General features: G+C 42.9%; 20 protein-coding genes. 5 read left to right on the forward strand and 15 right to left on the reverse strand.

All coding sequences use genetic code 11. From position 1 onward, the window contains the following. The first annotated feature begins 196 nt into the window (after nucleotides 1-196). The 4 genes from manD (at nucleotide 197) to FVA72_RS21490 (ending at nucleotide 5,398) form a co-directional block, all read left to right on the forward strand. Nucleotides 197-1,411 carry a D-mannonate dehydratase ManD gene (gene manD, locus FVA72_RS21475; protein WP_004906197.1) on the forward strand — a complete coding sequence of 405 codons (1,215 nt, stop codon included), beginning with the start codon at nucleotides 197-199 and terminating at the stop codon, nucleotides 1,409-1,411. Nucleotides 1,412-1,435: 24 nt separating this feature from the next. Beyond that, on the forward strand, nucleotides 1,436-2,458 hold the full coding sequence (locus FVA72_RS21480) for a Zn-dependent oxidoreductase (RefSeq protein ID WP_110592773.1): 1,023 nt from the start codon (nucleotides 1,436-1,438) through the stop codon (nucleotides 2,456-2,458). Nucleotides 2,459-2,520: 62 nt separating this feature from the next. After that, nucleotides 2,521-3,930 carry an MFS transporter gene (locus FVA72_RS21485; RefSeq protein WP_110592772.1) on the forward strand — a complete coding sequence of 470 codons (1,410 nt, stop codon included), beginning with the start codon at nucleotides 2,521-2,523 and terminating at the stop codon, nucleotides 3,928-3,930. Further along, entirely contained in the window at nucleotides 3,911-5,398 is a 1,488-nt protein-coding gene (locus FVA72_RS21490; protein ID WP_110592771.1) for a mannitol dehydrogenase family protein, read from the forward strand. The genes FVA72_RS21485 and FVA72_RS21490 overlap by 20 nt, the downstream gene beginning before the upstream one ends. A 61-nt stretch (nucleotides 5,399-5,459) precedes the next feature. On the opposite strand, the gene FVA72_RS21495 is transcribed toward FVA72_RS21490, so the two are convergent. The 8 genes from FVA72_RS21495 to fdnG form a co-directional block, all read right to left on the reverse strand. Next, nucleotides 5,460-7,193 (reverse strand): nitrilase-related carbon-nitrogen hydrolase, encoded by a 1,734-nt coding sequence (locus FVA72_RS21495; RefSeq protein WP_110592770.1) that lies wholly within the window; start codon nucleotides 7,191-7,193, stop codon nucleotides 5,460-5,462. A 202-nt stretch (nucleotides 7,194-7,395) separates the two neighbouring features. Continuing rightward, on the reverse strand, nucleotides 7,396-8,652 hold the full coding sequence (gene frc, locus FVA72_RS21500) for a formyl-CoA transferase (RefSeq protein WP_110592769.1): 1,257 nt from the start codon (nucleotides 8,650-8,652) through the stop codon (nucleotides 7,396-7,398). Nucleotides 8,653-8,727: 75 nt separating this feature from the next. Continuing rightward, nucleotides 8,728-9,672: a transporter YfdV gene (gene yfdV / locus FVA72_RS21505; protein ID WP_004906833.1), complete on the reverse strand. Its 945-nt coding sequence runs from the start codon at nucleotides 9,670-9,672 to the stop codon at nucleotides 8,728-8,730. 105 nt (nucleotides 9,673-9,777) lie between these two features. After that, nucleotides 9,778-11,481, reverse strand: coding sequence for an oxalyl-CoA decarboxylase (gene oxc, locus FVA72_RS21510; protein ID WP_094961976.1), 1,704 nt, complete (start codon nucleotides 11,479-11,481; stop codon nucleotides 9,778-9,780). 64 nt (nucleotides 11,482-11,545) lie between these two features. Next, complete coding sequence (gene frc / locus FVA72_RS21515; protein ID WP_004906213.1) at nucleotides 11,546-12,796, reverse strand: formyl-CoA transferase; 1,251 nt, start codon at nucleotides 12,794-12,796, stop codon at nucleotides 11,546-11,548. Nucleotides 12,797-13,452: 656 nt separating this feature from the next. Continuing rightward, complete coding sequence (gene fdoI, locus FVA72_RS21520; protein ID WP_094961977.1) at nucleotides 13,453-14,109, reverse strand: formate dehydrogenase cytochrome b556 subunit; 657 nt, start codon at nucleotides 14,107-14,109, stop codon at nucleotides 13,453-13,455. Continuing rightward, nucleotides 14,106-15,050, reverse strand: coding sequence for a formate dehydrogenase subunit beta (gene fdxH, locus FVA72_RS21525; RefSeq protein ID WP_004906826.1), 945 nt, complete (start codon nucleotides 15,048-15,050; stop codon nucleotides 14,106-14,108). The genes fdoI and fdxH overlap by 4 nt, the downstream gene beginning before the upstream one ends. 11 nt (nucleotides 15,051-15,061) lie before the next feature. After that, nucleotides 15,062-18,109 carry a formate dehydrogenase-N subunit alpha gene (gene fdnG, locus FVA72_RS21530; protein ID WP_094961978.1) on the reverse strand — a complete coding sequence of 1,016 codons (3,048 nt, stop codon included), beginning with the start codon at nucleotides 18,107-18,109 and terminating at the stop codon, nucleotides 15,062-15,064. A gap of 174 nt (nucleotides 18,110-18,283) precedes the next feature. Here fdnG and fdhD point away from each other — a divergent pair, with 174 nt between their 5' ends. Next, on the forward strand, nucleotides 18,284-19,114 hold the full coding sequence (gene fdhD / locus FVA72_RS21535) for a formate dehydrogenase accessory sulfurtransferase FdhD (RefSeq protein WP_094961979.1): 831 nt from the start codon (nucleotides 18,284-18,286) through the stop codon (nucleotides 19,112-19,114). A 10-nt stretch (nucleotides 19,115-19,124) separates the two neighbouring features. On the opposite strand, the gene FVA72_RS21540 is transcribed toward fdhD, so the two are convergent. The 7 genes from FVA72_RS21540 to rpmH form a co-directional block, all read right to left on the reverse strand. Continuing rightward, nucleotides 19,125-20,444, reverse strand: coding sequence for a type II toxin-antitoxin system HipA family toxin (locus tag FVA72_RS21540; RefSeq protein WP_110592768.1), 1,320 nt, complete (start codon nucleotides 20,442-20,444; stop codon nucleotides 19,125-19,127). After that, nucleotides 20,444-20,701, reverse strand: a complete 258-nt coding sequence (locus FVA72_RS21545) for a helix-turn-helix domain-containing protein (RefSeq protein WP_036959176.1) — start codon at nucleotides 20,699-20,701, stop codon at nucleotides 20,444-20,446. The genes FVA72_RS21540 and FVA72_RS21545 overlap by 1 nt, the downstream gene beginning before the upstream one ends. A gap of 322 nt (nucleotides 20,702-21,023) precedes the next feature. After that, a complete protein-coding gene (gene mnmE, locus FVA72_RS21550; protein ID WP_110592767.1) occupies nucleotides 21,024-22,388 on the reverse strand; it encodes a tRNA uridine-5-carboxymethylaminomethyl(34) synthesis GTPase MnmE in 1,365 nt (454 codons plus the stop codon). A gap of 101 nt (nucleotides 22,389-22,489) precedes the next feature. Beyond that, entirely contained in the window at nucleotides 22,490-24,139 is a 1,650-nt protein-coding gene (yidC, locus tag FVA72_RS21555; protein WP_004906225.1) for a membrane protein insertase YidC, read from the reverse strand. A gap of 2 nt (nucleotides 24,140-24,141) precedes the next feature. Next, entirely contained in the window at nucleotides 24,142-24,402 is a 261-nt protein-coding gene (gene yidD, locus FVA72_RS21560) for a membrane protein insertion efficiency factor YidD (protein WP_036959180.1), read from the reverse strand. Then, a complete protein-coding gene (gene rnpA, locus FVA72_RS21565) occupies nucleotides 24,366-24,725 on the reverse strand; it encodes a ribonuclease P protein component (RefSeq protein WP_004906229.1) in 360 nt (119 codons plus the stop codon). The genes yidD and rnpA overlap by 37 nt, the downstream gene beginning before the upstream one ends. Nucleotides 24,726-24,746: 21 nt before the next feature. Beyond that, nucleotides 24,747-24,890, reverse strand: a complete 144-nt coding sequence (gene rpmH, locus FVA72_RS21570) for a 50S ribosomal protein L34 (protein ID WP_004906236.1) — start codon at nucleotides 24,888-24,890, stop codon at nucleotides 24,747-24,749. Between the last annotated feature and the right edge of the window lie 652 nt (nucleotides 24,891-25,542).

Below are 25,542 nucleotides of genomic sequence, written 5' to 3' on the forward strand. Positions count from 1 at the left end.
ACTATTTCCACAAAATTAGTTAACCAATTTGTGATCAGATTCACTTATTGTCGTCTTTTTAGTCATTGTTTTTTAATTTACCGATTGATAGAGTGAAAAAAAGAAAATTTGGTTAACCAATAAATAAACCAGTTTGAGTAATGCGGGGTGATTTGGTTGATCAGTTGGTTAACAAGTAATAGGGATTTAGGCCAAAATGAAAATCATAAAAGCAGAAGTCTTTGTATGTAGCCCCGGTCGTAATTTTGTTACATTAAAAATTACCACCGATGAAGGCATATATGGACTAGGTGATGCCACCCTTAACGGGAGAGAACTCTCAGTGGCATCCTATCTTCAAGATCACCTCTGTCCTCAGTTGATAGGCCGTGACCCACATAAAATTGAAGATATTTATCAGTTCTTCTATAAGGGAGCTTACTGGCGTAGAGGCCCAGTTACGATGTCCGCCATTTCTGCGATTGATATGGCACTGTGGGATATTAAAGGCAAAATTGCCAACCTTCCAGTCTATCAATTACTCGGTGGCGCTTCTCGTGAAGGAGTGATGGTTTATTGCCATACCACGGGTACCGATATTGCCGAAACACTAGATAACTACGCGAAATATAAAGAAAAAGGTTTTAAAGCGATCCGTGTGCAGTGCGGCATACCAGGAATGGCAACCACCTATGGGCAGAGTAAAGGAAAAAACCTTGCTTATGAACCTGCCACAAAAGGCCATCACCCTGAAGAGCAATTTTGGTCAACCGAAAAATACCTCGATTTTATGCCCAAACTGTTTGAAGCCGTTCGGGACAAATATGGCTTCAATGAGCACCTTCTACACGATATGCACCATCGCTTGACCCCTATTGAAGCAGCTCGCTTCGGTAAAAGTATTGAAGATTATCGATTATTTTGGATGGAAGACCCAACACCAGCGGAAAACCAAGCTTGTTTTAGATTAATTCGTCAACATACCGTCACCCCAATCGCTGTAGGTGAAGTTTTTAATAGCATTTGGGATTGTAAACAATTGATTGAAGAGCAACTCATCGATTATATCCGCACCACAATCACGCATGCTGGAGGGATCACGGGTATGCGCCGGATTGCTGATTTCGCTTCACTTTACCAAGTCAGAACCGGTTCTCATGGTCCATCTGACCTATCCCCTATTTGCCATGCTGCCGCCTTACACTTTGATCTATGGGTACCAAATTTCGGCGTTCAAGAGTTTATGGGCTACTCCGAAGAAATGTTGTCCGTATTTACGACCAACTGGACGTTCAACGATGGTTATATGCACCCAAGTGATAAGCCCGGTTTAGGTATCGATTTTGATGAAAAACTGGCAGCGAAATACCCGTACAACCCAGCTTATCTTCCAGTTGCTCGTCTCGAAGACGGCACGTTGTGGAACTGGTAATTTTTATTTTATTCGGAGTTAAATATGAAAGCTGTAAAATCGGTAGTAATTAAAGAACCTAATACATTATTGATTGAAGAGCGTTCAGTTCCTGAACCAACTGAAAATCAAGTACAAATAAAAGTCCGATTAGCCGGTATTTGTGGTTCTGACAGCCATATCTACCGTGGCCATAACCCATTTGCAAAATATCCACGAGTGATTGGTCATGAATTTTTCGGTGTCATTGAAAAAGTCGGTTCCAGCGTAGACAGTAAACGCATTGGTGAACGTGTCTCTATCGACCCTGTTCTCAGTTGTGGTCATTGCTACCCATGTTCAATTGGTAAACCAAATGTTTGCGAGACACTAGAAGTATTAGGCGTTCATACTGATGGCGGATTCACTGAATATGTTAATGTCCCTGCAGCAAACGCTTATACCATTCCTGATTCAATCAGCGATGAATGTGCCGTTACCGTTGAACCATACTCTATTGCCGCCAACGTGACTTCGCATGTTCACCCAACTCAAGATGACATCGCATTAGTCTATGGTGCGGGTACGATTGGGTTAACCTGCGCACAGGTTCTCAAAGGGGTTTATCAAGTCAAAACCTTGATTGTAGTTGACCGCGTGGCTGAGCGTTTAGCTAGAGCAAAAGATTGTGGTGCTGATATTGTCATTGATAACTCACAAACCCCACTACCAGAGCAACTCAAAACACTGGGTCTTCGCCCAACGTTAGTACTTGATGCAGCTTGCCATCCCGCTATCTTACAAGAAGCCGTCTTGATTGCTTCTCCCGCAGCAAGAGTTTCTATTATGGGTTTTTCAAGTGAAGCAAGTGCCGTTACACAGCAAAGTATCACCAGCAAAGAGATTTCATTGTTTTCTTCACGTTTGAATGCCAAAAAATTCCCTGAGGTGATTAGCTGGATAGAATCTAAAAAAATTGACCCAACGAAAATCTTGACGCATCAGTTCCCATTCACTGAAGCGCAAGAGGCAATATTAACCTTTGAAAAAGACCAGAAGACCTGCTGTAAAATTCTTTTAACCTTTTAATTTAATTAAAAAAACTAAATCCGATTTTGGATACTACTCTACGTGATTAATAGGATAATAATATGAATACTCAGTCAATTGATCCATCAGGGAAAGTGGAACGCAGCTCTGGCGATCTGACCAAAGCTGCAGTTTCAGGCTGGCTAGGAACCGCTCTGGAGTTTATGGATTTCCAGCTTTACTCGTTAGGCGCAGCACTTGTTTTCCATGAAATATTTTTCCCTGAACAATCCGCTTCAATGGCATTAATTCTTGCTATGGGAACTTACGGTGCCGGATATGTCGCACGTATTGTTGGTGCGATTTTCTTTGGTCAAATGGGCGACCGAATCGGTCGTAAAAAAGTACTCTTTATCACCATCACCATGATGGGGGTGTGTACTACATTAATCGGGGTATTACCAACCTACGCACAGGTAGGTATCCTCGCACCGCTATTATTAGTTCTTTTGCGAATTATTCAAGGCCTAGGGGCAGGCGCTGAAATTTCAGGCGCAGGTACCATGCTGGCAGAATATGCACCAAAAGGCCGTCGCGGTATTGTGGCTTCACTCGTGGGTCTGGGGACAAACTGCGGCACATTAAGCGCCACTGCGATTTGGGCGGTTATGTTCTTCTGGTTAGACAAATCAGACTTGCTGGCGTGGGGCTGGCGTGTACCTTTCTTGGCAAGCTTCGTTGTGATGCTGTTTGCCGTGTGGTTACGACTGAATCTGAAAGAAAGCCCAGTATTTGAGAAAGTACAAAATACGGAAGAGCAAGAAGCCAAAGTTGCGGTACAAACGCCACCGAAAGAAAGTTTCTTTGCCATGTTTAAATCTAAAGCATTTTGGTTAGCAACTGGTATTCGTTTCGGTCAAGCGGGTAACTCTGGGTTAATTCAAACTTTCTTAGCGGGATATTTAGTTCAAAGCTTATTATTTGATAAAAGTATTCCAACTGATGCGATCATGATCAGCTCCGTTGTCGGTTTCCTGACCATTCCTGTGATTGGTCTGCTATCTGATAAATTCGGGCGCCGTATTCCTTATATTATTCTTAGTTTATCTGCCATGTTGCTCGCCTATCCGATGTTATCTATCATCGTCGATGGTGCGAACAGCGTTAGCTTAATTACCATCTGTATTATTATCGTTCATAACTGTTCAGTACTCGGATTATTTGCCTTAGAAAATATTACGATGGCTGAAATGTTCAACTCACGTAACCGTTTTACTGGTATGGCTGTGGCCAAAGAAATTGGTGGCTTAATTGCCTCTGGTTTAGGCCCAGTTCTAGCGGGTATTTTCTGTAGCATCACCGGAAGCTGGTGGCCAATTGCAATCATGATCATCATTTACTCTGCCATTTCATTAATCAGTGCCATTATCATGCCTGAAGTGAAAGATCGTGATTTAACCAGCACGTTGGATGCGGTTGAAGAGGCTGAACAACAAAAAGGTAAAGTGAAATATGCAACTGTCAACCAATAACCTAAACCAATTACCCGCCACAATCAAAGTACCAAGCTATGATAGGGAGCAGGTAAAGGTAAAAATGCTTCACTTAGGTTTCGGCGCGTTCCACCGCGCCCACCAAGCCATCTTTGCGGATATTTTAGCTACGGAACAGCAGAGTGATTGGGGTTTTTGTGAGGTCAATTTAGTCGGTGGCGAGCAACAAATTGAAGATTTACTCGCTCAAGACTGCCTTTATAACGTAGTTGAAATGCAAGGCGATAATTGGCAAACCCGTACTGTCGGTGTGGTAAAAGAAGCATTACACCCAACCATTCACGGAATTGATGCCGTTATCAATCGCATGTTAGACCCTAATATTGCCATCGTTTCCATGACGGTTACTGAAAAAGGTTATTGCTATGTGCCCGCGACAGGTTCGATTGATTTTGCGAACCCCGCTATTGCGCATGATTTAGCCTCACCAAATACCCCGAAATCACTACCGGGTCTGATTGTTGAAGCCTTAAAACGCCGTAAGGTACTGGGTATTACACCATTTACGGTCATGTCCTGTGACAATATGCCTGAAAATGGCCATATCACGAAAAATGTCATTTTAGCGATGGCTGCAAAACAGGATATTGAATTGGCCAATTGGATTGAAGCCAATGTCACCTTTCCATCTACCATGGTGGATAGAATTGTGCCTGCCATGACACCAGACACAGCGGAGAAAATTCAATCCCAGCTAGGCCCTGTCGTTGACAAAGTCGCCATTGCCTGTGAGCCATTTCGCCAATGGGTGATTGAAGACAATTTCGTCGCAGGTCGCCCTGAATGGGAAAAAGCGGGCGCTCAGTTAGTCACGGATGTCGTTCCATTTGAAGAAATGAAGCTGCGCATGTTAAATGGTAGCCACTCTTTCCTTGCTTATTTAGGTTATTTGGCTGGTTACCAATATATTAATGAGTGCATGCAGGATAGCGCTTATGAAAAAGCCGCTTATCACTTGATGGTCAATGAGCAAGCACCAACGTTATCCATCAAAAATGTGGATTTACCAGCCTATGCTAATGCCCTGATTGAGCGTTTTAAAAATACGGGGTTGAAACATCGTACTTGGCAAATCGCGATGGATGGAACGTTGAAATTATCCCAACGTTTACTCGATTCTATCCAAATTCACCTGAAAAATGGCCAATCATTTGATTATTTAGCCTTAGCCGTTGCGGGATGGATGCGTTATGTCAGCGGAAAAGATGATCATGGCGCAGAAATTCAAGTCAGCGACCCACAGGCTGTAAAATTGGCTGAGCTGGTTGCAAACAGCACTGATGATGAAAGCCGTGTTCGCGCATTGCTGTCCCTCAACAGTTTGTTTACCGAAGAACTGGTTAATAATTCACTATTTACTGAAAAGGTGACTGCATTTTACCTTTCACTGCGTGATAACGGTGCCAAGAAAACCATTGAAGCACTCAACCACCAGCACACCCTGTAATAACATATTAGTAGGCGGGTTTCCCCCGCCTTTTTCACTCAAACTTCGCTTGAACTATAATCTACTGTGTTAGCGGCGGAAACCAAATAGCTTGCTGACCACTCACCAACCGTTCTTGGTTAATCCAAGTAAAAGGTGCGGGTACCTGAGCTTGCAAACGCACATCTTCAGCCCCTCTTTGTGCTGTCAATGTGGGAGTAAGGACAACAGGCTCTGGCCCATAAATAGCCGCTGACGTAGAATCACGCTCGTTTCGCCCGCCACAAACCACCCATAACTGGTTTAATGTAGCAATTGCATAAGGGATAAAATCGACACGCCCTGTTGGCGGCTCTTCAACCGAAAAAAGATGGCTATCAATTTCCACTTTTAAATCACATGGGATGCCCGCTGGTGCAGCAAGAATATCAGCACGTAACATACTGTATAACCCCCCTAATTCAGGAACGTCTAATTCATGTGCCGCCGCCAGTGCAATACGCCCAATTGGCGTTGCTGTCACACTCACAGCGCTACCCGCTGTTGCCCAGCCGCTATCCCGTTCATTAAGATGTGTGACACGATAGCGGGCTAATATTTCCCCTGATGGGCCCGCAAGAATGACGGTGTGGAACACTTTATCAATCTCAATTTCAGGATAACTTCCAACAATATAGCCTTTTCCTTGATGAGCAGCCTGACACAGTGTTTGTTCAAATGCTCCCCCTTGCTTTTCAGCATGGGACAAAATAAGGTTCGGGTCATTCGTATAAGGAAGCGCAGAGAGCTCGGGTAAAACCAGCAATTCATTTTCTCCCACTTGAATTGCATCTAACTTAGAAATAGATTTTTCCCACTGAGCAGCAATAAGCGTCGTTTGTATTACTGTTTCTGTCGCATTGATATCTGTTGGGCTGCGGTGAAAAGCCAGTGTTGGGAAATATAATTCAGGGCGGCGCTTCGCGAGTAATGCATCACGTTGCTTATCTGCTTCGTCTAAATCAATCGTCGCACAGTATATGCCATTTAGCCCGGGTTCTAGCTCTAGCGGGCTAAGCACGGGAGATTGAGCCACTTTATGCCCTGATGGCGACCACACACTTGAGCCCCCATTATAGTAAAGCTGCCCTTTAGTAATTGGGTTAGTTTCAATTCCACTTCGGGTAGCACAAATAACCCACAACCCATTGAATGCGCTCATATGTTGTACATGCGCAACCGTTGAGTGGTCGCCCAACATTTCAGCAGGGGTGGCATTTGGCATCATTCGGTCGGATACTGAATGCCAACCAATGATTTGCGCCCCTTCTAATGCAGCTAATCGAACGTATTGCCAGTAGGTATCATCATAACAAATCAATAATGCGATACGGCCAATCGGTGTTTCAAAAGTTTTGACACCAGTATTGCCCGGTGCAAATACTTTTTGATCTTGAGAATTCAGGCCTATTTTACGATATTTACCAATAATACCTTCCGGCCCCATCAAAACGGCTGAATTATAGGCGAGCCCTGTTTCGCTATCTCGCTCCGCGATACCGACACTCATATACATTCCTGTTCGAGCCAATACAGGCAGTATTGCAGCAGTCGTTTTGCCAGGGATAGTATCTAAATAAGGTGCTAATTCCGTAGAGTCCGAAAATAAATAACCACTCACTGCCGTTTCTGGAAATACGGCATAATTTACCCCTTGAGCAGCCACTTTTTCTGTCGCTTCGACTAAACGTTGAATATTCCCATTTAAGTCTCCCCATGCAGGAATAAAATCAACGGCTGCGACTTTACTGCTTTTTTTTATTTCAGCAATACTCATACAATAATCCTTATTCAAAGAATTTATTAATAAAAAAATAAAAACTAAATAGGGAAAAATATTTCTATAATTCCAATTGATTGAGGTAGTAATCGCCTGAATTTAGCGGCTATATTTGAATATATCTAATATCTGAATATAGCCGCTAATATTAATTAGCTTTTTTAGAAAATCATATTAAGAGCTAGTTTAATATTATTAATTAAATAACATTATTTTTTTTCATTTCCATAATTTGTTCATCACTATAACCAAGCTCTTTTAATACTTCGCTATTATGTTCCCCAAGCAATGGAGCACTTTTAATTTCAGGGATAAACGCTGAAAATTTCATTGGGCAACCCACCGTTAAATATGAGCCTCGTTTTGGTTGTTGAACTTCGACAATCGAACCACTACGACGCAAAGAAGGGTCATCCATAATTTCTTTCATACTTAATACTGCAGAACATGGCACATCAAACTGATCAAAATAATCAGTTAGTGCATGTTTATCTTTGTCTTTAGCGATTTCTTCAATTGCATCCCATACATCTTGGATATGACTTGCACGTGCCTGTGTAGTGGCAAAAGCAGGATCGGTTTTCCATTCTGGGCGCCCAATAGCATCACAGGTATTTTCCCAATTATGGTCTTGATTAATAAAATAAATATAGGCATTTGGGTCAACATCGCTACCTTTACATTTGAGCATTGTTCCCGGCTGACCGCCACCACTCGCATTCCCCCCACGAGGAACCGCATCACCAAACGTGCCATTTGGGTATTGAGGGTATTCCTCTAAGAAACCGAGTTTTTCTAAACGTTGTTGGTCACGTAATTTCACACGACATAAATTAAGCACCGCATCTTGCATTGACATAGTAACGCGTTGCCCTTTACCTGTTTTTTCACGGTGTAATAACGCCGTCAGTATGCCTATCAATAAATGCATACCCGTATTACTATCCCCCAATGCCGCAGCACTTACGGTCGGAGGGCCATCAGGAAAACCCGTCGTTGATGCTGAACCACCAGCAGATTGAGCAACATTTTCATAGGCTTTCACATTCGCATAGGGTGAATTCTCATTAAACCCTTTAATCGACCCAAAAATTAATCGAGGATTGAGTTCTTGGATGTGCTCCCACGTAAACCCCATATGGTCGATAGCCCCCGGATGAAAATTTTCAACTAATACATCAGATTGACGTATTAGTTTCTCCATCACGGCTTTTCCCTCTGGCGTTTTGGTGTTGAGCTCTAAAGAGCGTTTGTTACTGTTTAACATCGTAAAATACAGCGCATCCACATCAGGGATATCTCGCAATTGATTACGTGTCACATCCCCAACGCCTGGGCGTTCAATTTTGATCACATCAGCACCGAACCAAGCAAGCATTTGTGTACATGACGGGCCTGACTGAACCCCAGTAAAATCAAGAACGCGTATCCCATCAAGCGGTTTTGAAGAAGTCATAATTCACCTTTTTACAAAACTGCCATGGCGTCATTTCTCACGCCATGGCAACTCATTTTGCCCCATTGACTCTTTCTATGAAACGAGTCGAGAGATGTAGATCCACGCTGGAGCTGCGATGATAAAACCAAGTACACTCACCGCCAGCGACGCAGTTCCTGTCCGGGTATACAGATTAAAGCGACTTGCAATAATTATTCCAGAGAAAGCAGGTGGCAATGCCCCAGCTAATACCATCATTTGCAGTTGCTCTGTTCCCATATTAAACATCATACCCGCCAGTAACATTAACCCTGGCATTAAAACTAGCTTTAATAACGTGTTATAAACAATCTCACCATCGAACTCGAACTTATTAGCGGCTAATGTCAGACCGGCGGCAAATACCGCAACACCAGAGTTTGCTTTCGCAATTAAATCAAATGTTGGGTCCCAAACGGTAGGAATTTTCACACCAACCAATACCAGTGCGGTCGCAAGTACCGGAGCCCATACGACGGGTTCTTTAAAGGCGGATATTAATGCATCCATACCGCCACCACCCTTTTTCCCTTCCGCATCAGATGGGTTCAGTAGGAATAGGCCAATAGGGATTGTAATGGCATTAACGATGATGGAAATAATAGCGACAACTAACCCAGTTGAAACAGTTTCACCATAAATAGGGTCTAGAACCGCAAACCCTAAGAAACCAATTGTCGGAGAACCTGCAATTAATGCACATACCGCAGCTTCGCCACGACTATGTTTAAAAATATATTTACAGCTAAAGAAAGAGAAAAAGAAACAAACGAGCAAGACCACAAATGAAATAATAGTCAATTTAGCGTCTGCAAATATCATTTCTCGATTAGCGCGTGCGATAGAAACAAATAATGCAGCAGGTAATGCGTAATTTAATACCAACTTATTAAATGCTTTCGCTTGGTCACTGGTAAACACATTTCGTTTACCACTCACATAACCTAATACCATAATAATAATGATAGGTAATAGGTCGCTCATAAAAATCTTATACATAAAATCAGCCATAAGACCCACCTATTTTTGGCAATAAGACCCCGTACGCCACTCATTAAAAATGAGCCGCGTAGGGTTATCTTTGTTAGTTAACGTTATGCTGCGTTAATTTTTTACGACAGACTTCGGATTTAAATTACCAATATGGCCACTTTCCGTTCCAACTGCAGGGTCAATAACAACATTTATCAAAGTTGGATGACCCGATGCTAAACCGGCCCTCAAGGCTTCCTGTACCTCTGCAGGTGTTGTTGCTTGGTAGCCGATGCCACCAAAAGCCTCAATCATTTTGTCATAACGCGCTCCGCCCATTAAAACGGTAGGAGAAGGGTCTTGATCACCATGGAGGTTTACGCCATCACCACGGTAAATCCCACCATTATTGAAAATCAAAATAGTGACAGGCAATTTGTAGCGACAAATCGTTTCGATTTCCATACCACTAAAGCCAAAAGCACTATCGCCTTCAATCGCCACAACAGGCTTACCACTTGTTACAGCGGCTCCCACTGCATAACCCATTCCGACCCCCATAACACCCCATGTTCCACAATCTAAGCGTTTACGTGGTTGGTACATATCAATAATATTTCGCCCATTATCAAGCGTGTTAGCGCCTTCATTGACGACATAGACATCTTGGTGATCGACCAGCACATCACGGATTGCACGTAATGCGTTGAAGTAATTCATCGGGGAAGTGTCAGTGTTTAACTTAACTGCCATTTTCTCGACATTGATTTTCTTGTGCTCATCAATACTGACAATCCATTCTGTTGGTGATTTAACAGGGGTTGATTTAAGTCCTGCCAATAATGACTCAATACTGGAGTAAATATCACCAACAACTGGGGCCGCTATTGGGCGGTTACTATCAATTTCGGAAGGTTCAATATCTAACTGAATAAATTGCGTTTCTGGTGACCAATGCTTACCTTTACCATGGTCAAGTAACCAGTTAAGACGTGCTCCCATTAATACCACAACATCTGCACTGGATAAGGCATATGAGCGAGCTGATGCGGCTGATAGAGGATGTGTATCTGGCAGCAGCCCCTTAGCCATTGACATCGGTAAATAAGGGATACCGGTTGTTTCAATAAATTGACGAATATTGTCATCCGCTTGGGCATAAGCTGCACCTTTACCCAAAATAATTAATGGTCGCTTAGCCGAGGCGAGCAACTTAAGGGCTTTATTCACTGAATCTGGTGATGGAATTTGTCTTGGTGCAGGGTCTTCAACTGTAAAAATGGTTTTATCCGCTGCATCCTTGTCCATCACGGCAGACAACACTTCCGTTGTTAAATCAAGATAAACCCCACCAGGACGACCTGATACCGAAGCTCGGATTGCCCGGGCTAGTGCGATACCAAGATCCTCAGGTTTATTCACACGATAAGACGCTTTTACAAAGGGTTTTGCCGTGTTCATTTGGTCTAACTCTTCGTAATCACCCTGCTGCAAATCAATTATCGCTCTGTCGCTTGAGCCACTGATTTGAATCATTGGAAAACCATTGGTCGTTGCATTAGCAAGAGCAACCATACCATTCAAGAAACCCGGCGCCGAAACCGTTAAACAGATACCCGGTTTTTGGGTAATAAAACCACTGATTGCAGCTGCGTTACCCGCAGATTGCTCATGGCGGAAACCAATATAGCGAATACCTTCAGCTTGCGCATGCCTTGCCATGTCAGTCACTGGAATTCCAACAACACCGTAGATTGTATCAATGCCATTTTTTTTAAGTGCATCGACAATAATATGCATACCATCAGTCAGGTTTTGGGTTTGATCAGCAGACATGTCTACCTCATAAATAACTGATTAAAAGATTAAATGGAGTGATTTCTCACCCCAATATTTAAAATTAGATCGCTTTGTTCGCTCGCATAGTCGCAATTTCATCTGCGCTATAACCTAACTCAGTTAGGACTTGCTCTGTATGCTCACCCAACAATGGTGCGCTTTTGATATCTGGTGTAAAGGAAGAGAATTTCATCGGGCAACCCACCGTCAAGTAAGTCCCGCGTTTTGGCTGCTCAACTTCAACAATACTTCCGCTCTTACGCAGAGATTGGTCTCGTGCTATTTCACGCATACTGAGTACAGGAGCACAAGGTACACCGTATTTACTTAAGTACTCGACCGCTTCATGTTTATCTTTATCCGCTAAGAATTTTTCAATTTCAGCAAAAATATCAAAGATATGAGGTTGACGAGCCTTTGGTGTATTGTAAGCGGGGTCAGTTGCCCATTCAGGCTTACCAATAGCAATACAGGTTTGCTCCCAGTCCTGCTCTTGGATAGTAAAATAAATATAAGCATTTGGGTCAGTTTCCCAGCCTTTACATTTTAAGATCCAGCCAGGCTGGCCACCACCGCCAGCATTACCGCCACGAGGAACTGCATCACCAAATGTGCCATTTGGGTATTGTGGATATTCTTCAAGGTAGCCAATTTTCTCTAAACGTTGCTGGTCACGAAGTTTGACACGGCACAAGTTGAGTACGGCATCTTGCATCGACATAGTCACTCGCTGGCCTTTTCCTGTTTTCTCGCGATGTAATAACGCTGCGAGTAAGCCAATGAGCAAGTGCATACCTGTATTACTATCACCTAATGCTGCGGCGCTCACTAATGGCGGGCCGTCCCAAAACCCTGTGGTTGATGCGGCACCACCTGCGGCTTGGGCAACGTTTTCATAAGCTTTAACATCTGCATAAGGAGAGTCTTCATCAAAACCTTTGATGGAACCGAAAATCAAACGAGGATTTAATTCTTGAATGTGCTCCCAAGTGAAACCCATATGGTCAATTGCACCTGGATGGAAGTTCTCAACGAGGACGTCGGCTTGCTTAATCAGCCGCTCCATAACCTCTTTACCTTCTGGAGTTTTTGTATTTAATTCCACTGATCGCTTATTACTATTAAGCATCGTGAAATACAGCGCATCCACATCAGGTATATCCCTTAATTGGTTACGCGTGACATCTCCAACTCCAGGGCGCTCAATCTTAATAACATCTGCGCCGAACCACGCTAACATTTGAGTACAAGATGGTCCTGATTGTACACCGGTGAAATCCAGTACTTTAATACCTTGTAAAGGAAGATCCATGTGGTACCTCTTTATTTAGCTATCGTAAATGGAATGAATTAGGGTTCTATTATTTAGCTGTGTTAAAAAGATATTTGAATATATGACTATTTTTATATTTATTAATAATTACATTACTATTTTTATTAAATAATATCACCAATGTCCAGCAATTAATTCTTTTAATATATATGCATTATAACATTCTTAAAAAAAACAAATATCAGAACATTAGTTTACTTTTAAATTAAAATAAAAAACAAAGTCTCGAATTAATCAGCAGTGACCATTTAAGATAGACCTTTATTGATCTAATATCAATATTCAATAGCTATTCACAAAAAAACAACAATCACAAAAATAGTTTATTATCAATAAATTAAAGGGTTGATGCCTTTTTTTTACATAATATAAAAACGAATAAATGTTTATTTGTTTATTATTGGTTTAAAAAAATTGTAAATCATACGCGAAATAAGAGCATCTTTATTTGATGTGTATTTTTTTATTAATCTTATTTTGATTAACTATAATGATAATAAATCGCAAACAGGTCATCAAATAAATATATCTAATTTTATTTCTTTCAAATAAATTGAATGTTTATATTTTTTAGATATAAAAAACCCACAAATAACATTAGTCATTTGTGGGTTTGATAACAACAATAATAAAACTTAGTTTTTCTCTTGTTGCTGTTTTTGCTGTTTTTCTTTTTCCAAAAGCTGGCGGTACCACAATGGATGGTGTTTTCTAGCCCAACCACGAGTCACCCAACCTTCAACCATCGCACGTACTGAACCTTTCACCCAAATCGCTGCATAAGCGTGAACCACAATCATGATGATCAACGCAATCGCAGAGAGCGAGTGAATAAGAATCGCTGCACGATAAACAGGGATTGGGAAGTAATCTGCAAAATAAGGGCGCCACATAATCACTCCCGTGACCACCAGCGCTAATAAGCAGATAGTGACAACCCAATACACCCCTTTCTGACCGAGGTTATATTGGCCGACATCGCCCGCCTCTTCGTTTTTCAGTACTTTACCGATATTTTTTGCCCACTTGATATCTTCTTTATTAATGAAGTTATGATGGAAATAGCGGAAGAACATAAATACGAACAGCAAGAACATCGCCGTACCCACAAATGGATGCAAAATTCGCGACAGTTGTGGCGTACCTAAAATGTTCATAAACCAGTTTAGTGAAGGGAAAAAGAACCCTAATCCACTGATTGCCGTGAACAAAAAGCAAATCACAACCGCCCAGTGATTGATCCTTTCAATCGGTTTATGGCGGATAATTTTGTCGTTATCATCTGGCATCATTTCTGATCCTCCCCTTCTTTTGATTTCGAAGTGTCAGATGACATTGCATTATGCAAATCTTCTAAAGCCTCTTCTTCATCTTTTTTGGAGACGCGGTTTGGACCAATACCCACATAGTGGAAGATGGCCGCCGCAAATGTTGCAGCAAAACCAACCGCTGCTAACGGTTTCCAGATACCTTTCCAGAAAGTCACTGTTGGGCTGATTGTCGGGTTTTCTGGTAATCCGTGATACAACTGAGGTTTATCTGCATGGTGCAGAACGTACATCACGTGCGTACCACCAACGCCCTCTGGGTCATATAAACCTGCATTCGCATAACCACGGGTTTTCAGCTCTTCAACACGCTCACCAGCCATGTTAATCATGTCTTCTTTGCTACCGAAGTGGATAGCACCCGTTGGACATGTTTTCACACATGCAGGTTCTTGACCGACTTCAACACGGTCAACACACAGCGTACATTTGTATGCGCGGTTATCTTCTGGGTTAATACGTGGTACATCAAACGGGCAACCCGCAATACAATAACCACAACCAATACAGTGTTCCGATTGGAAGTCAACGATACCGTTTTTGTACTGTACTATCGCGCCTTCCGAAGGGCACGCCTTCAGACAGCCCGGGTCAGCACAGTGCATACAACCATCTTTACGGATCAGCCATTCAAATTTATCGTTCTCTTCCACTTCAGAGAAGCGCATTACCGTCCATGACTTAGCGGTTAAATCTGTTGGGTTATCATATACCCCAACGTTAGTCCCGATTTTGTCACGGATATCGTTCCACTCGGAACAGGCAACCTGACAAGCTTTACAGCCGATACAGGTCGTCACATCGATAAGCTTTGCAACTTCTTCCTTATAATCCCGCACCTGAGGTGCGGGAGTCAGGGAATTGGTGGCAGAGCGACGAATAATGTCCTGAGATTGCATTGACATAATTTATCTCCTTACACCTTTTCCACATTGACAAGGAACGATTTAAATTCCGGTGTCTGAGTATTCGCATCACCGACAAACGGCGTTAACGTGTTCGCGATAAAGCCTTTCACAGCCAAACCTTCAAAGCCCCAGTGAATAGGAATACCGATTGTATCGATATCTTTACCTGCCACTTTCAGCGTATGAATACGTTTGGTGACCACGGCTTTCGCTTTGATATAACCGCGTTTAGAGCTGACTTTCACCGTATCGCCTTGTTTAATACCTTTTTCATTCGCCAGACGCTCACCAATTTCAATGAACTGCTGTGGCTGAATGATGGCATTTAGCAAGGCATGTTTTGTCCAATAGTGGAAATGTTCAGTCAAGCGATAAGTGGTTCCCACATAAGGGAATTCTGTCGCTTTACCCATTTGGGCCCAGTCGTCTTTAAACACACGAGCCGCAGGGTTTGACACAACTTTCGGGTGCAGTGGATTGGTATCCAATGGCGTTTCAATTGGTTCATAGTGCTCTGGGAATGGGCCTTCGGCCATTTTATCCAGTGCGAATAGACGTCCCATCCCTTCCGGTTGCATGATAAACGGACCAACACCACTTCCCGGCGCGGCATTGCTATAGTCAGGAATATCCATTCCTATCCATTTGCTACCATTCCACTCGAGGATTTGGCGTTTTGGATCCCATGGTTTACCCATTGGGTCTGCTGATGCACGGTTATAAATCACACGGCGGTTCAGAGGCCATGCCCATGCCCAACCTAATGTATTCCCCAGACCTGTTGGGTCAGAGTTATCACGGTTAGCCATTTGATTGCCTTTTGGCGTCCAGCTTCCCGTAAATATCCAGCAGCCACTCGCCGTGGTACCGTCATCACGTAACTGAGCAAACGAGCTAAGCAGCTCACCTTTTTTCGCAATAACGTTGCCATCAGCATCTTTCAAATCAACTAAAGCATAGCCATTGTTTTCTTGAGCAACTTCTTCTGGCGTTGGGTTATCACGGTCAAAGTAATTCCAAGTCATACTTAGAACTTGTTCAGGTACCGCACCGCCTTCAGAGGCATACAGTTGGCGTAGACGGTGGAAAATACCAGACAGGATTTCACCATCACTGATAGCTTCCCCAGGGGCATCCGCACCTTTCCAGTGCCACTGTAACCAACGTGCCGAGTTCACAATCGAACCATTTTCTTCAGCAAAACAGCAAGATGGCAGACGGAATACGGTAGTTTGAATTTCTGCCGGGTTCACATCATTCATTTCGCCGTGGTTTTGCCAGAAATTCGACGTTTCGGTGTTCAGCGGGTCAACGGTGATTAAATACTTCAGCTTAGAAAGCGATTTAATAACTTTGTTTTTATTCGGGAATGACGCTACTGGGTTAAAGCCTTGGCAGATATAGCCATTCACTTCCCCTTTATCCATCATTTCGAAATAACGCAGTACATCGTAGCCTTGATCCCATTTCGGTAATAAATCAAAGCCCCAATTATTTTCTTTCTGCGCTTTATCGCCATAGAATGTCTTCATCAAACTAACAAAGAATTTCGGGTAGTTACCCCAATAGTTTACCTGGCCTTCAACCGTCGCTTTTGGCGTGTTTGCAGCTAAGTAACTTTCTAATGTCGTTTGTTTTTCTGATGGTAAGGTCAAATAACCCGGCAAGCTTTGTGACAATAAGCCTAAGTCAGTCAAACCTTGGATATTGGAGTGTCCACGCAGGGCATTTACACCACCACCTAACATCCCCATATTACCCAGCAGTAATTGGATCATCGCCATGGTACGGATATTTTGCGCACCCACGGTATGTTGAGTCCAACCTAATGCGTATAAGAACGAGGCTGTTTTATCTTTAGCACTGGTTTCAGCCAAATACTCACAAACTTGTAGGAAGTCTTTGATCGGCGTACCACAGATATTATTCACCACTTCAGGTGTATAACGGCTGACGTGCTCTTTTAATAGGTTTAACACACAGCGTGGATGTTTCAGAGTCGGATCGCGCAGCGCAAGGCCGTTTTCATCCATCTCATAGTTCCACGTGGTTTTGTCGTATTGACGTTTTTCTTCGTCATAACCTGTGAACAAGCCGTCATCAAAACCATAATCTTCACGAATAACTAAACTGGCGTTGGTATACGCTTCCACGTATTCACGCTGAATTTTTTCATTATCCAGTAAGTATTTGATAACACCTGATAAGAACGCGATATCTGTACCAGAACGGATAGGCGTGTAAAAATCCGCCACTGCCGCAGTACGGGTAAAGCGTGGGTCAATCACAATTAATTTGGCTTTATTATGGATTTTAGCTTCCATCGCCCAGCGGAAACCGACTGGATGCGCTTCTGCCGCATTACCACCCATAACGACAACTAGGTTTGCATTTTTAATGTCAACCCAGTGGTTGGTCATCGCACCGCGACCAAATGTTGGAGCAAGACTTGCTACCGTTGGTCCGTGTCAGACACGCGCTTGGTTATCGACGGCAAGCATGCCGAGAGCGCGGGTAAATTTTTGTGTTACAAATCCACTTTCGTTACTGCCCGCCGATGCGCACAGCATACCAGTGGTCAGCCAACGGTTAACGGTGACACCCTCTTTATTTTTCTCAATAAAGTTCGCATCACGGTCTTCTTTCATTAACTTAGCGATACGGTCAAACGCGTCGTTCCACGTGATACGTTTCCACTCATTGGTACCCGGCTCACGCACTTCTGGGTATTTCAAGCGGCTTTCACTGTGGATGAAATCGATAAGTCCAGCACCTTTCGGACAAAGTGCACCACGGTTTACCGGATGATCCGGGTCCCCTTCAATATGGAAAATGCTCTCTTTTGCATTTTTCGCGCCATCACCGAGGCTGTACATTAACAGCCCACAGCCGACAGAACAGTAGGTACAGGTATTTCTGGTTTCCTTCGCACGCAGTAATTTATACTGGCGCGTTGACGCTAACGCGGTAGCGGGTGCAAAACCCAAAGCCGCTGCAGTCGTACCTGCCATACCGCCAGCGCAGATCTTAAAGAACTGCCTTCTGCTGACTTGCATGGGGATCTCCTCATTTACATTGCTCATGTTTACCTAACGTCAATCGCGATAATCAGGTAAACTGTTCTTATTCAACGTCTTCCTTACGTATCCAGGTTCATTGCCTGGCAAATGGTGTAAATTCTTTTTACCCATAATTAATATTATGTATCATTAATGCTAGGAATTCATCTAATGTATGAAACAAATACTACAAATGACTCCAAATTAATCAAAATGATTGGCTTAAACCAAACAACCGTGCAACAAAAAGGCAACCTTAATTTACCCGTTAATGATTATGTTGCGGAGGAATATCCTGTTGCTTTAGTCTTCAATGGCATATCTCACGTAGTGATGATGGCGACGCCAAAAGATTTGGCGGATTTTGCTATCGGGTTCGCCCTTTCGGAAGGAATAATACAGTCAGGTGATGAAATTCGTGGAATTGATATCGTTGAAGGCTGCAACCGCGGAATTGAAGTACAAGTTGAATTATCTAGCCGCCGGTTTATGGAGTTAAAAGAACGCCGTCGTAATCTAGCGGGGCGTACAGGCTGTGGTATTTGTGGAACAGAACAACTTGAAGAAATTTTCAAACCTATCACCCCGCTACCTTTTACCCAGACCTTTTCTCTCTCGCACCTCGATAATGCATTACATGAATTGAAAAAAGTGCAAGAAATTGGCGCATTAACGGGCTGTACCCATGCGGCCGCATGGATTTCACCAGAAGGGCAATTAGTCGGTGGATGCGAAGATGTCGGTCGCCATGTTGCACTCGATAAACTTTTGGGTATGAAACATCGCAACCAATGGCAACAAGGTGCAGTACTGGTTTCTAGCCGTGCCAGCTATGAAATGGTGCAAAAGGCAGCCAGTTGTGGCGCTGAAATTTTATTTGCCGTTTCTGCTGCCACCGCGCTTGCTATTGAGGTAGCAGAGAAAGCCAACTTAACGTTAGTTGGATTCTGTCGTCAGGGGAAAGCGACAGTGTTTACGCACGGAAGTCGAATTAAAGATTAAAGGGGCATAATTAGTCCCAGCCTTTATTTAATCTCGCTGCTTTGTGATGTAATCCGGATAGAATTGAGTCTGCGATATGCTCAGGGAAATCTGTGGGTAATTGTTCTCTCACTTTCTTAATAACACTTTCCATTTGCTCACCAAATTCAATTAAGATTTTTTCCATCTCAGCACGATCAAATCCAACGGCTTTGGCCGTTGAAAAAAAATGTCTTGGGAAAATTTGCTCTATATTGTATTTCATCCCCCTTGTTCCCTTCAGCCCCATAGCCAATTTGGCATCTCTAGGGTTAATTCCCCTCCCCCCATAACTAGGATACATGGACAAAATATCGTAAAAAGGTGTTAACTGATAACGGCCTTCAGGTTCAATAAATAATGAAAAATTTTTAGCATGGCCATCCGTCGCTGCAAGTAACCAAAACAAAACCTGGCTCTTCATAAACTGATATCTATCTTTCTCTGCATTTATTGAACCTAATAAGTAATTCATAATTTCAGAAATACCCGGTCCACCATGATTTTGATATTTTCTTGCCGGTGAAATATTCAATGTTTGACAAAAATCTTCTTGTGGTAAACGCATAATCCACGAGGAATCAGAAGAATATTTACGGTCAAAACGTTCAACCGCTAACGCCTTTATTTCACCTACATTTAAAATAAAGCTACGAGGCACATCTAGGCCAAACTCTTTTGCTATCAATAAACATAAATACTCATTTTCTACACTATCCGACATATCTATCGAATAAGAATGGCTTTCTATTTTACCAATGGGAAGTTTAATAATATGGGTAGTTGGAGTCGCATTCTGAGGTAAGCACCAATGCCCATCTAAATAGAGTAATGCGGTTTTCTCTTGAGCGCCCGCAAGTGAGATCCTAAAGTCATCTTCATCTTCAATCATGCCTAAAGGTGCATTCGATTTATACCCTGTTAATATTTTTTCTAGTTGCTTATTAGATAAGGGTTTATATTCAATTTTTCTGATATTACTGACTCTTTGCCCATCTAGAATGAGTTGTAAAGCCCCCACACTATCCTGGCCAATCTTAGATAATAAATCGAAAGGTTGATTTGAATCCGCTTGATAACGACTAACAATTCGATTCCGTATCTCAATATTGTCCGGTAGGAGATTATCAAAAAAATTATAAACTTCGTCTCCTCGATATTCTTGGTGCCTAAGTGGCATTGATAAAGAAATAGGTCGAGCACCTGATGTTTCCAACCAGTGACTATTATAAGTAAATTGGTGAGCACCAGTACTTGAACGAATCAAATCCCCAACCAAGTAACCATTCATGTATACATGCAAAGTCGCCATCACCACTCCTCCTTCCATCCGGAGTCTGAATTTGATGAGCCGCTTTCATTTCGCGGTTTAATATCAAGTTCTAAATTGAGGGCAGATAAAATCTTAAAAAAGGTTTCTAATTTGGTAGAGTCAGGAGAGAGTTCAAAGCTAGAAACAGTATCTTGCCGAATACCTACTTTGCTAGCGACTTTGCTTTGAGATAACTTTTTCGTCTCTCTGACATCCTTCATATAAGCACTAAGTTGTCGGGTATTCGTCACTTTCATTTTAAAACCTACCTTATTTTTCACCCTAACAATATTTACACGCTACAACCGGTAAACATTATATTACACGCTATAGCCGGTAATGTCAAGATTACACGCTATAGGCGGTAAGACATAAATTACACGCTACAGCGTGTGAAAAATATATTAATAAGTATGGCCCACAAAACAGTCAGTGCCATACCTTAGTAAGGTAAAGCTTATATATTACTTGTTTGCTAGAACTTAATAGAGAATTAAGGCAGGAAAAATGGAGGGGACTACCGATAAAGCAAACCTACACGTAATACCGTGTAGGTTATAGACGATAGATGATACCGTATCACTTCCCAATACAAAAACTTGAGAAAATACGGCCTAATAAATCATCAGAAGTAAATTCACCAGTGATTTCGCTAAGTTCCTGCTGAGCTAAACGTAATTCCTCCGCCAGTAACTCACCGGAGCGAGCATTCACTAACTGGTCATAGCCCTGTTCAAGGTGAACGGCTGCTGCATTCAGTGCTTGTAAATGACGACTACGAGCAAGGAAACCACCTTCTATATTACTGTTAAAGCCAATGGCTTCTTTTAGGTGATCGCGCAACAAATCAACGCCTTTTTCTTCGCGTGCGGACAAACGAATTAACGGATAACGAGTATTATCAATAAACTCAACCGGTTCGCCTGTCATATCTGCTTTGTTACGAATGACGGTGACCGGAAGTTCATCAGGTAAACGCGCCATAAATTCAGGCCAAATCTCTTGCGGCTCTGTAGCATTGGTTGTGGTGCTATCTACCATAAACAGCACATGGTCCGCTTGTTCGATTTCTTTCCAAGCACGCTCAATACCAATTCGTTCCACTTCATCACTGGCTTCACGTAAGCCTGCGGTATCAATGATATGCAATGGCATACCATCAATATGAATATGTTCACGTAACACATCACGCGTCGTTCCCGCAATATCCGTCACAATCGCAGCTTCACGGCCCGCCAATGCATTTAGCAAGCTCGATTTTCCTGCATTTGGGCGCCCAGCAATAACCACCTTCATGCCTTCACGCAATAAACTGCCTTGGCGTGCTTGGGAGCGAACTTGTTCTAAATCTGCCACGACTTCGTTGAGTTTAGCTTCAATTTTACCGTCAGACAGGAAATCAATTTCTTCATCTGGGAAATCGATAGCGGCTTCCACATAGATGCGCAAGTGAGTGAGTGCTTCCACCAATTGGTGAATATGGGAAGAAAAAGCCCCTTGTAACGAATTCATCGCTGAACGTGCCGCTTGCTCTGAACTCGCATCAATCAAGTCAGCAATCGCCTCAGCTTGCGCTAAATCGAGCTTATCATTTAAAAATGCACGTTCAGAAAACTCACCTGGATTCGCAATACGAATGCCATCAATCGTTAATATTCTTCTTAACAATAAATCAAGAATAACAGGGCCACCGTGTCCTTGTAGCTCAAGGACATCTTCTCCCGTAAATGAATTTGGTCCAGGGAAGTAAAGCGCAATACCTTGGTCAAGAACAGAGCCTTCCTCATCACGAAATGGCAGATAATCCGCATAACGTGGTTTAGGGAGTTTTCCTAGCACGATTTCAGCAACTTGTGCCGCTTTCGGGCCAGATACACGTAAAATACCGACACCACCACGACCGGGAGGTGTTGCCTGTGCGACGATAGTATCGTTGATTTGCATGATGTTTCTCTGTCATTCCTATAAAAAAATTAAGGCGGTCATTAAATGGCCGCCTTAATATTATATCGATAGCTGAGCAGAAGGCTCACCTAAAATTCAATTTATTTCTTTTCTTTCTTATCGCGACTATGCAGACCACGTTTTTCCAGACCACGGTAAATCACTTGTTGCTGGATGATGGTGACTAAGTTACTCACGATATAATACAGAACCAGACCTGATGGGAACCACAGGAAGAAGATAGTGAACACGACTGGCATGTACGTCATAATCTTCTGCTGCATTGGATCAGTCACAGCGGTCGGTGACATTTTCTGAATCACAAACATTGTCACACCCATCAATACAGGCAGGATGTAGTACGGGTCTTGTGCAGACAAGTCTTGAATCCAACCAAAGAACGGTGCGTGGCGCAGTTCAACAGAACCCATCAACATATAGTAAAGTGCAAGGAAGATAGGCATTTGAATCAGCAGAGGTAAACAGCCACCCAGTGGGTTTACTTTTTCTGCTTTATACATCGCCATCATTTCTTGGCTCATACGTTGTTTGTCATCACCAATACGCTCACGCATTGCAGCCAGTTTTGGTTGCAGTAAACGCATTTTCGCCATCGAGGTGTACTGTGCTTTAGTCAGCGGGTACATAATACCACGAACGATAAAGGTAATAACGATGATGGCAATACCCCAGTTACCCACAAAACCGTGAATGAATTTCAGCAGTTTAAACAGTGGCTGAGAGATAAACCATAACCAACCATAATCAACGGTTAAGTCTAAATGTGGTGCAACTGCGGCCATTTCAGACTGAATTTCAGGACCAACCCATAATGTTGATGAATAAGTACCTGCACCATTAGCTGCGATAGTCATTGGTTCACTCTTATAACCAATGATGGCAGACTTTTTATCTAGGTCGATGGTATAGAAAGTGCTCTTTTCTGCACTTGCAGGGATCCACGCCGTTGCAAAATATTGTTGCAACATTGCCACCCAGCCACCTTTAGTGGTCAAGTCGAGGTTTTTATCTTCGATGTCGCCAAAGCTATATTTTTTATAGTTGTTTTCATCAGAAGAATACGCCGCACCACGATAAGTATGCAGAGCAAAGTTACTGCTACCGGTATCACGCTCTTTTGGTAACTCGATAGTTTGTTTTAACTGACCGAAGAAAGCGAGGCTCAGTGGTTGAGCTGTTGGGTTTTGAATACTGTATTCAACTTCAACAGTATATTGGCCACGTTTTACAATGTACGTTTTCTGATACACAACACCGTTGTTATCAGTAAATGTCATTGGTACGCGCAAGACGTCTTGGCCTTTCTCTAATGTGAAAGTTGTAGAATCTGCGCTATACAGCGGACGTTCGCCATTATTATTTGCTGGGTTGTCTGGGCCATGAAGACCAATCAAACCACTTTGTGCCTGGTAGACAAAACCTGGGTTAGTTTCCAGTAAACGGAAAGGGCTTTCCGAATGAAGGGTCGCAGGATAGGCTAACAGGTCAGCCTCATCGATATCACCACCACGAGTATTGATGCGAATATCCAGTACATCAGTCTTGACTGTGATGAGCTTACCTTGCCCACTGCCAGTTACGGCTTGAGCATCACTGCTTGGCATATCCGCTTGTTGCGAAGTTTGAACAGTTTTAACGTCCTGAGCAACTTTATCGCTCTCCCAGGCCTGCCAAACTAAGAACGACACGAACAACAAAGCGATGAGTAGAAGATTGCGTTGCGAATCCATCGTTATAATTCTCTATTATCATCAGTTTTTCTAGGTGGGACAGGATCATCTCCACCAGCGTGTAAAGGGTGGCATTTTAATACGCGTTTCGCCGTTAACCAACTCCCTTTTAGCATACCAAACCTGCGCAATGCCTCAATTCCGTAATTTGAACAAGTAGGATTGAAGCGACAACGAGGCCCTAACAACGGGCTAATTGCCAGTTGGTAGCCTCTGATCAGCATGATCAGGATTTTTGAGCCAAGCGACGGTGACGACGCCATAACTTATCCAATGCTTCCGTGATCTGTTGATTGTCCAGATTAGCGACCCCTTTCCTTACCAATACCACAAAATCCATTGAAGGCAACTCATGTTGATGCAGACGAAAATATTCACGCGCTAACCGTTTAATACGATTTCGCTCATGAGCTCGTTTAACATTTTTTTTGGCGATGGTAAGACCGATGCGGGGATGCCCCAGCTCGTTTAGGCGACCAAGGATTGTTATCTCTGGGGAACTCGCCCTCTGCGGCTGCTTAAAGACATTATCGAAATGCCTGGGAGTTAACAAACGTAACTCCCGGGTAAAAGCGAGCGTAACCACTTGAATAGAGGGCTAGCTTTATTACTTAGATGAAACGGTCAGACGAGCGCGGCCTTTAGCACGACGGCGAGCCAGAACCTGACGACCATTTTTAGTGGCCATACGAGCACGGAAACCGTGTGAACGGTTGCGCTTCAGTACGGACGGTTGAAAAGTGCGTTTCATAACGATTTCTACCTAACTTTTAAATTTATTACTGATTCAGTAAACGCGTTGGCAACCAGTGGAAACTGATTTACACCTGTGCCTCTATCGCAACAATATAGAAAGAGGCAGGATTGTAATAAAACATAGGGGGTCACGTCAATGAAATGACGCAATCAAACCACTTTTATTTATAGCCTGGCTGACCGGTTTGCCGACATATGTTGTGACAGCCGACGAATGATTACATCCGCATACTGGCTGAAAACCTGCTTTTGCCCCCGCCCTGCCTAACATTAACGTTAAAATAGAGCGATATAGCCCAACAAGTTTACCTCAGTTTCGTGTAAAAATCACATCAGTACTGTACACAGGGAGGAAGATTATACGGACTCCGCCCCAAAGCGCAAGGATCTTCAAGAGATCTAAAAATATTTTTTGATCATACAGAATATTTACCGTAAATCGTCTAAAGTTATCCCCAGCATGTGGAAAAATGACAGCAAATTAAGATAACCCAGTCTATTTCTTCTTTATAACGGGTGCCTTATCACATTTACCTGTGGATAAAAAGCATAAAAACTGTGTAAAAGAATGGAGATCTCTGACTAATTTTGCGGTATGATCGCAGGTCTATTTCTGATCTAACGATCGGCAATATGCAGTAAGTAAG

Source organism: Providencia sp. PROV061 (genome assembly GCF_011045655.1).
GTDB classification, from domain to species: domain Bacteria; phylum Pseudomonadota; class Gammaproteobacteria; order Enterobacterales; family Enterobacteriaceae; genus Providencia; species Providencia hangzhouensis.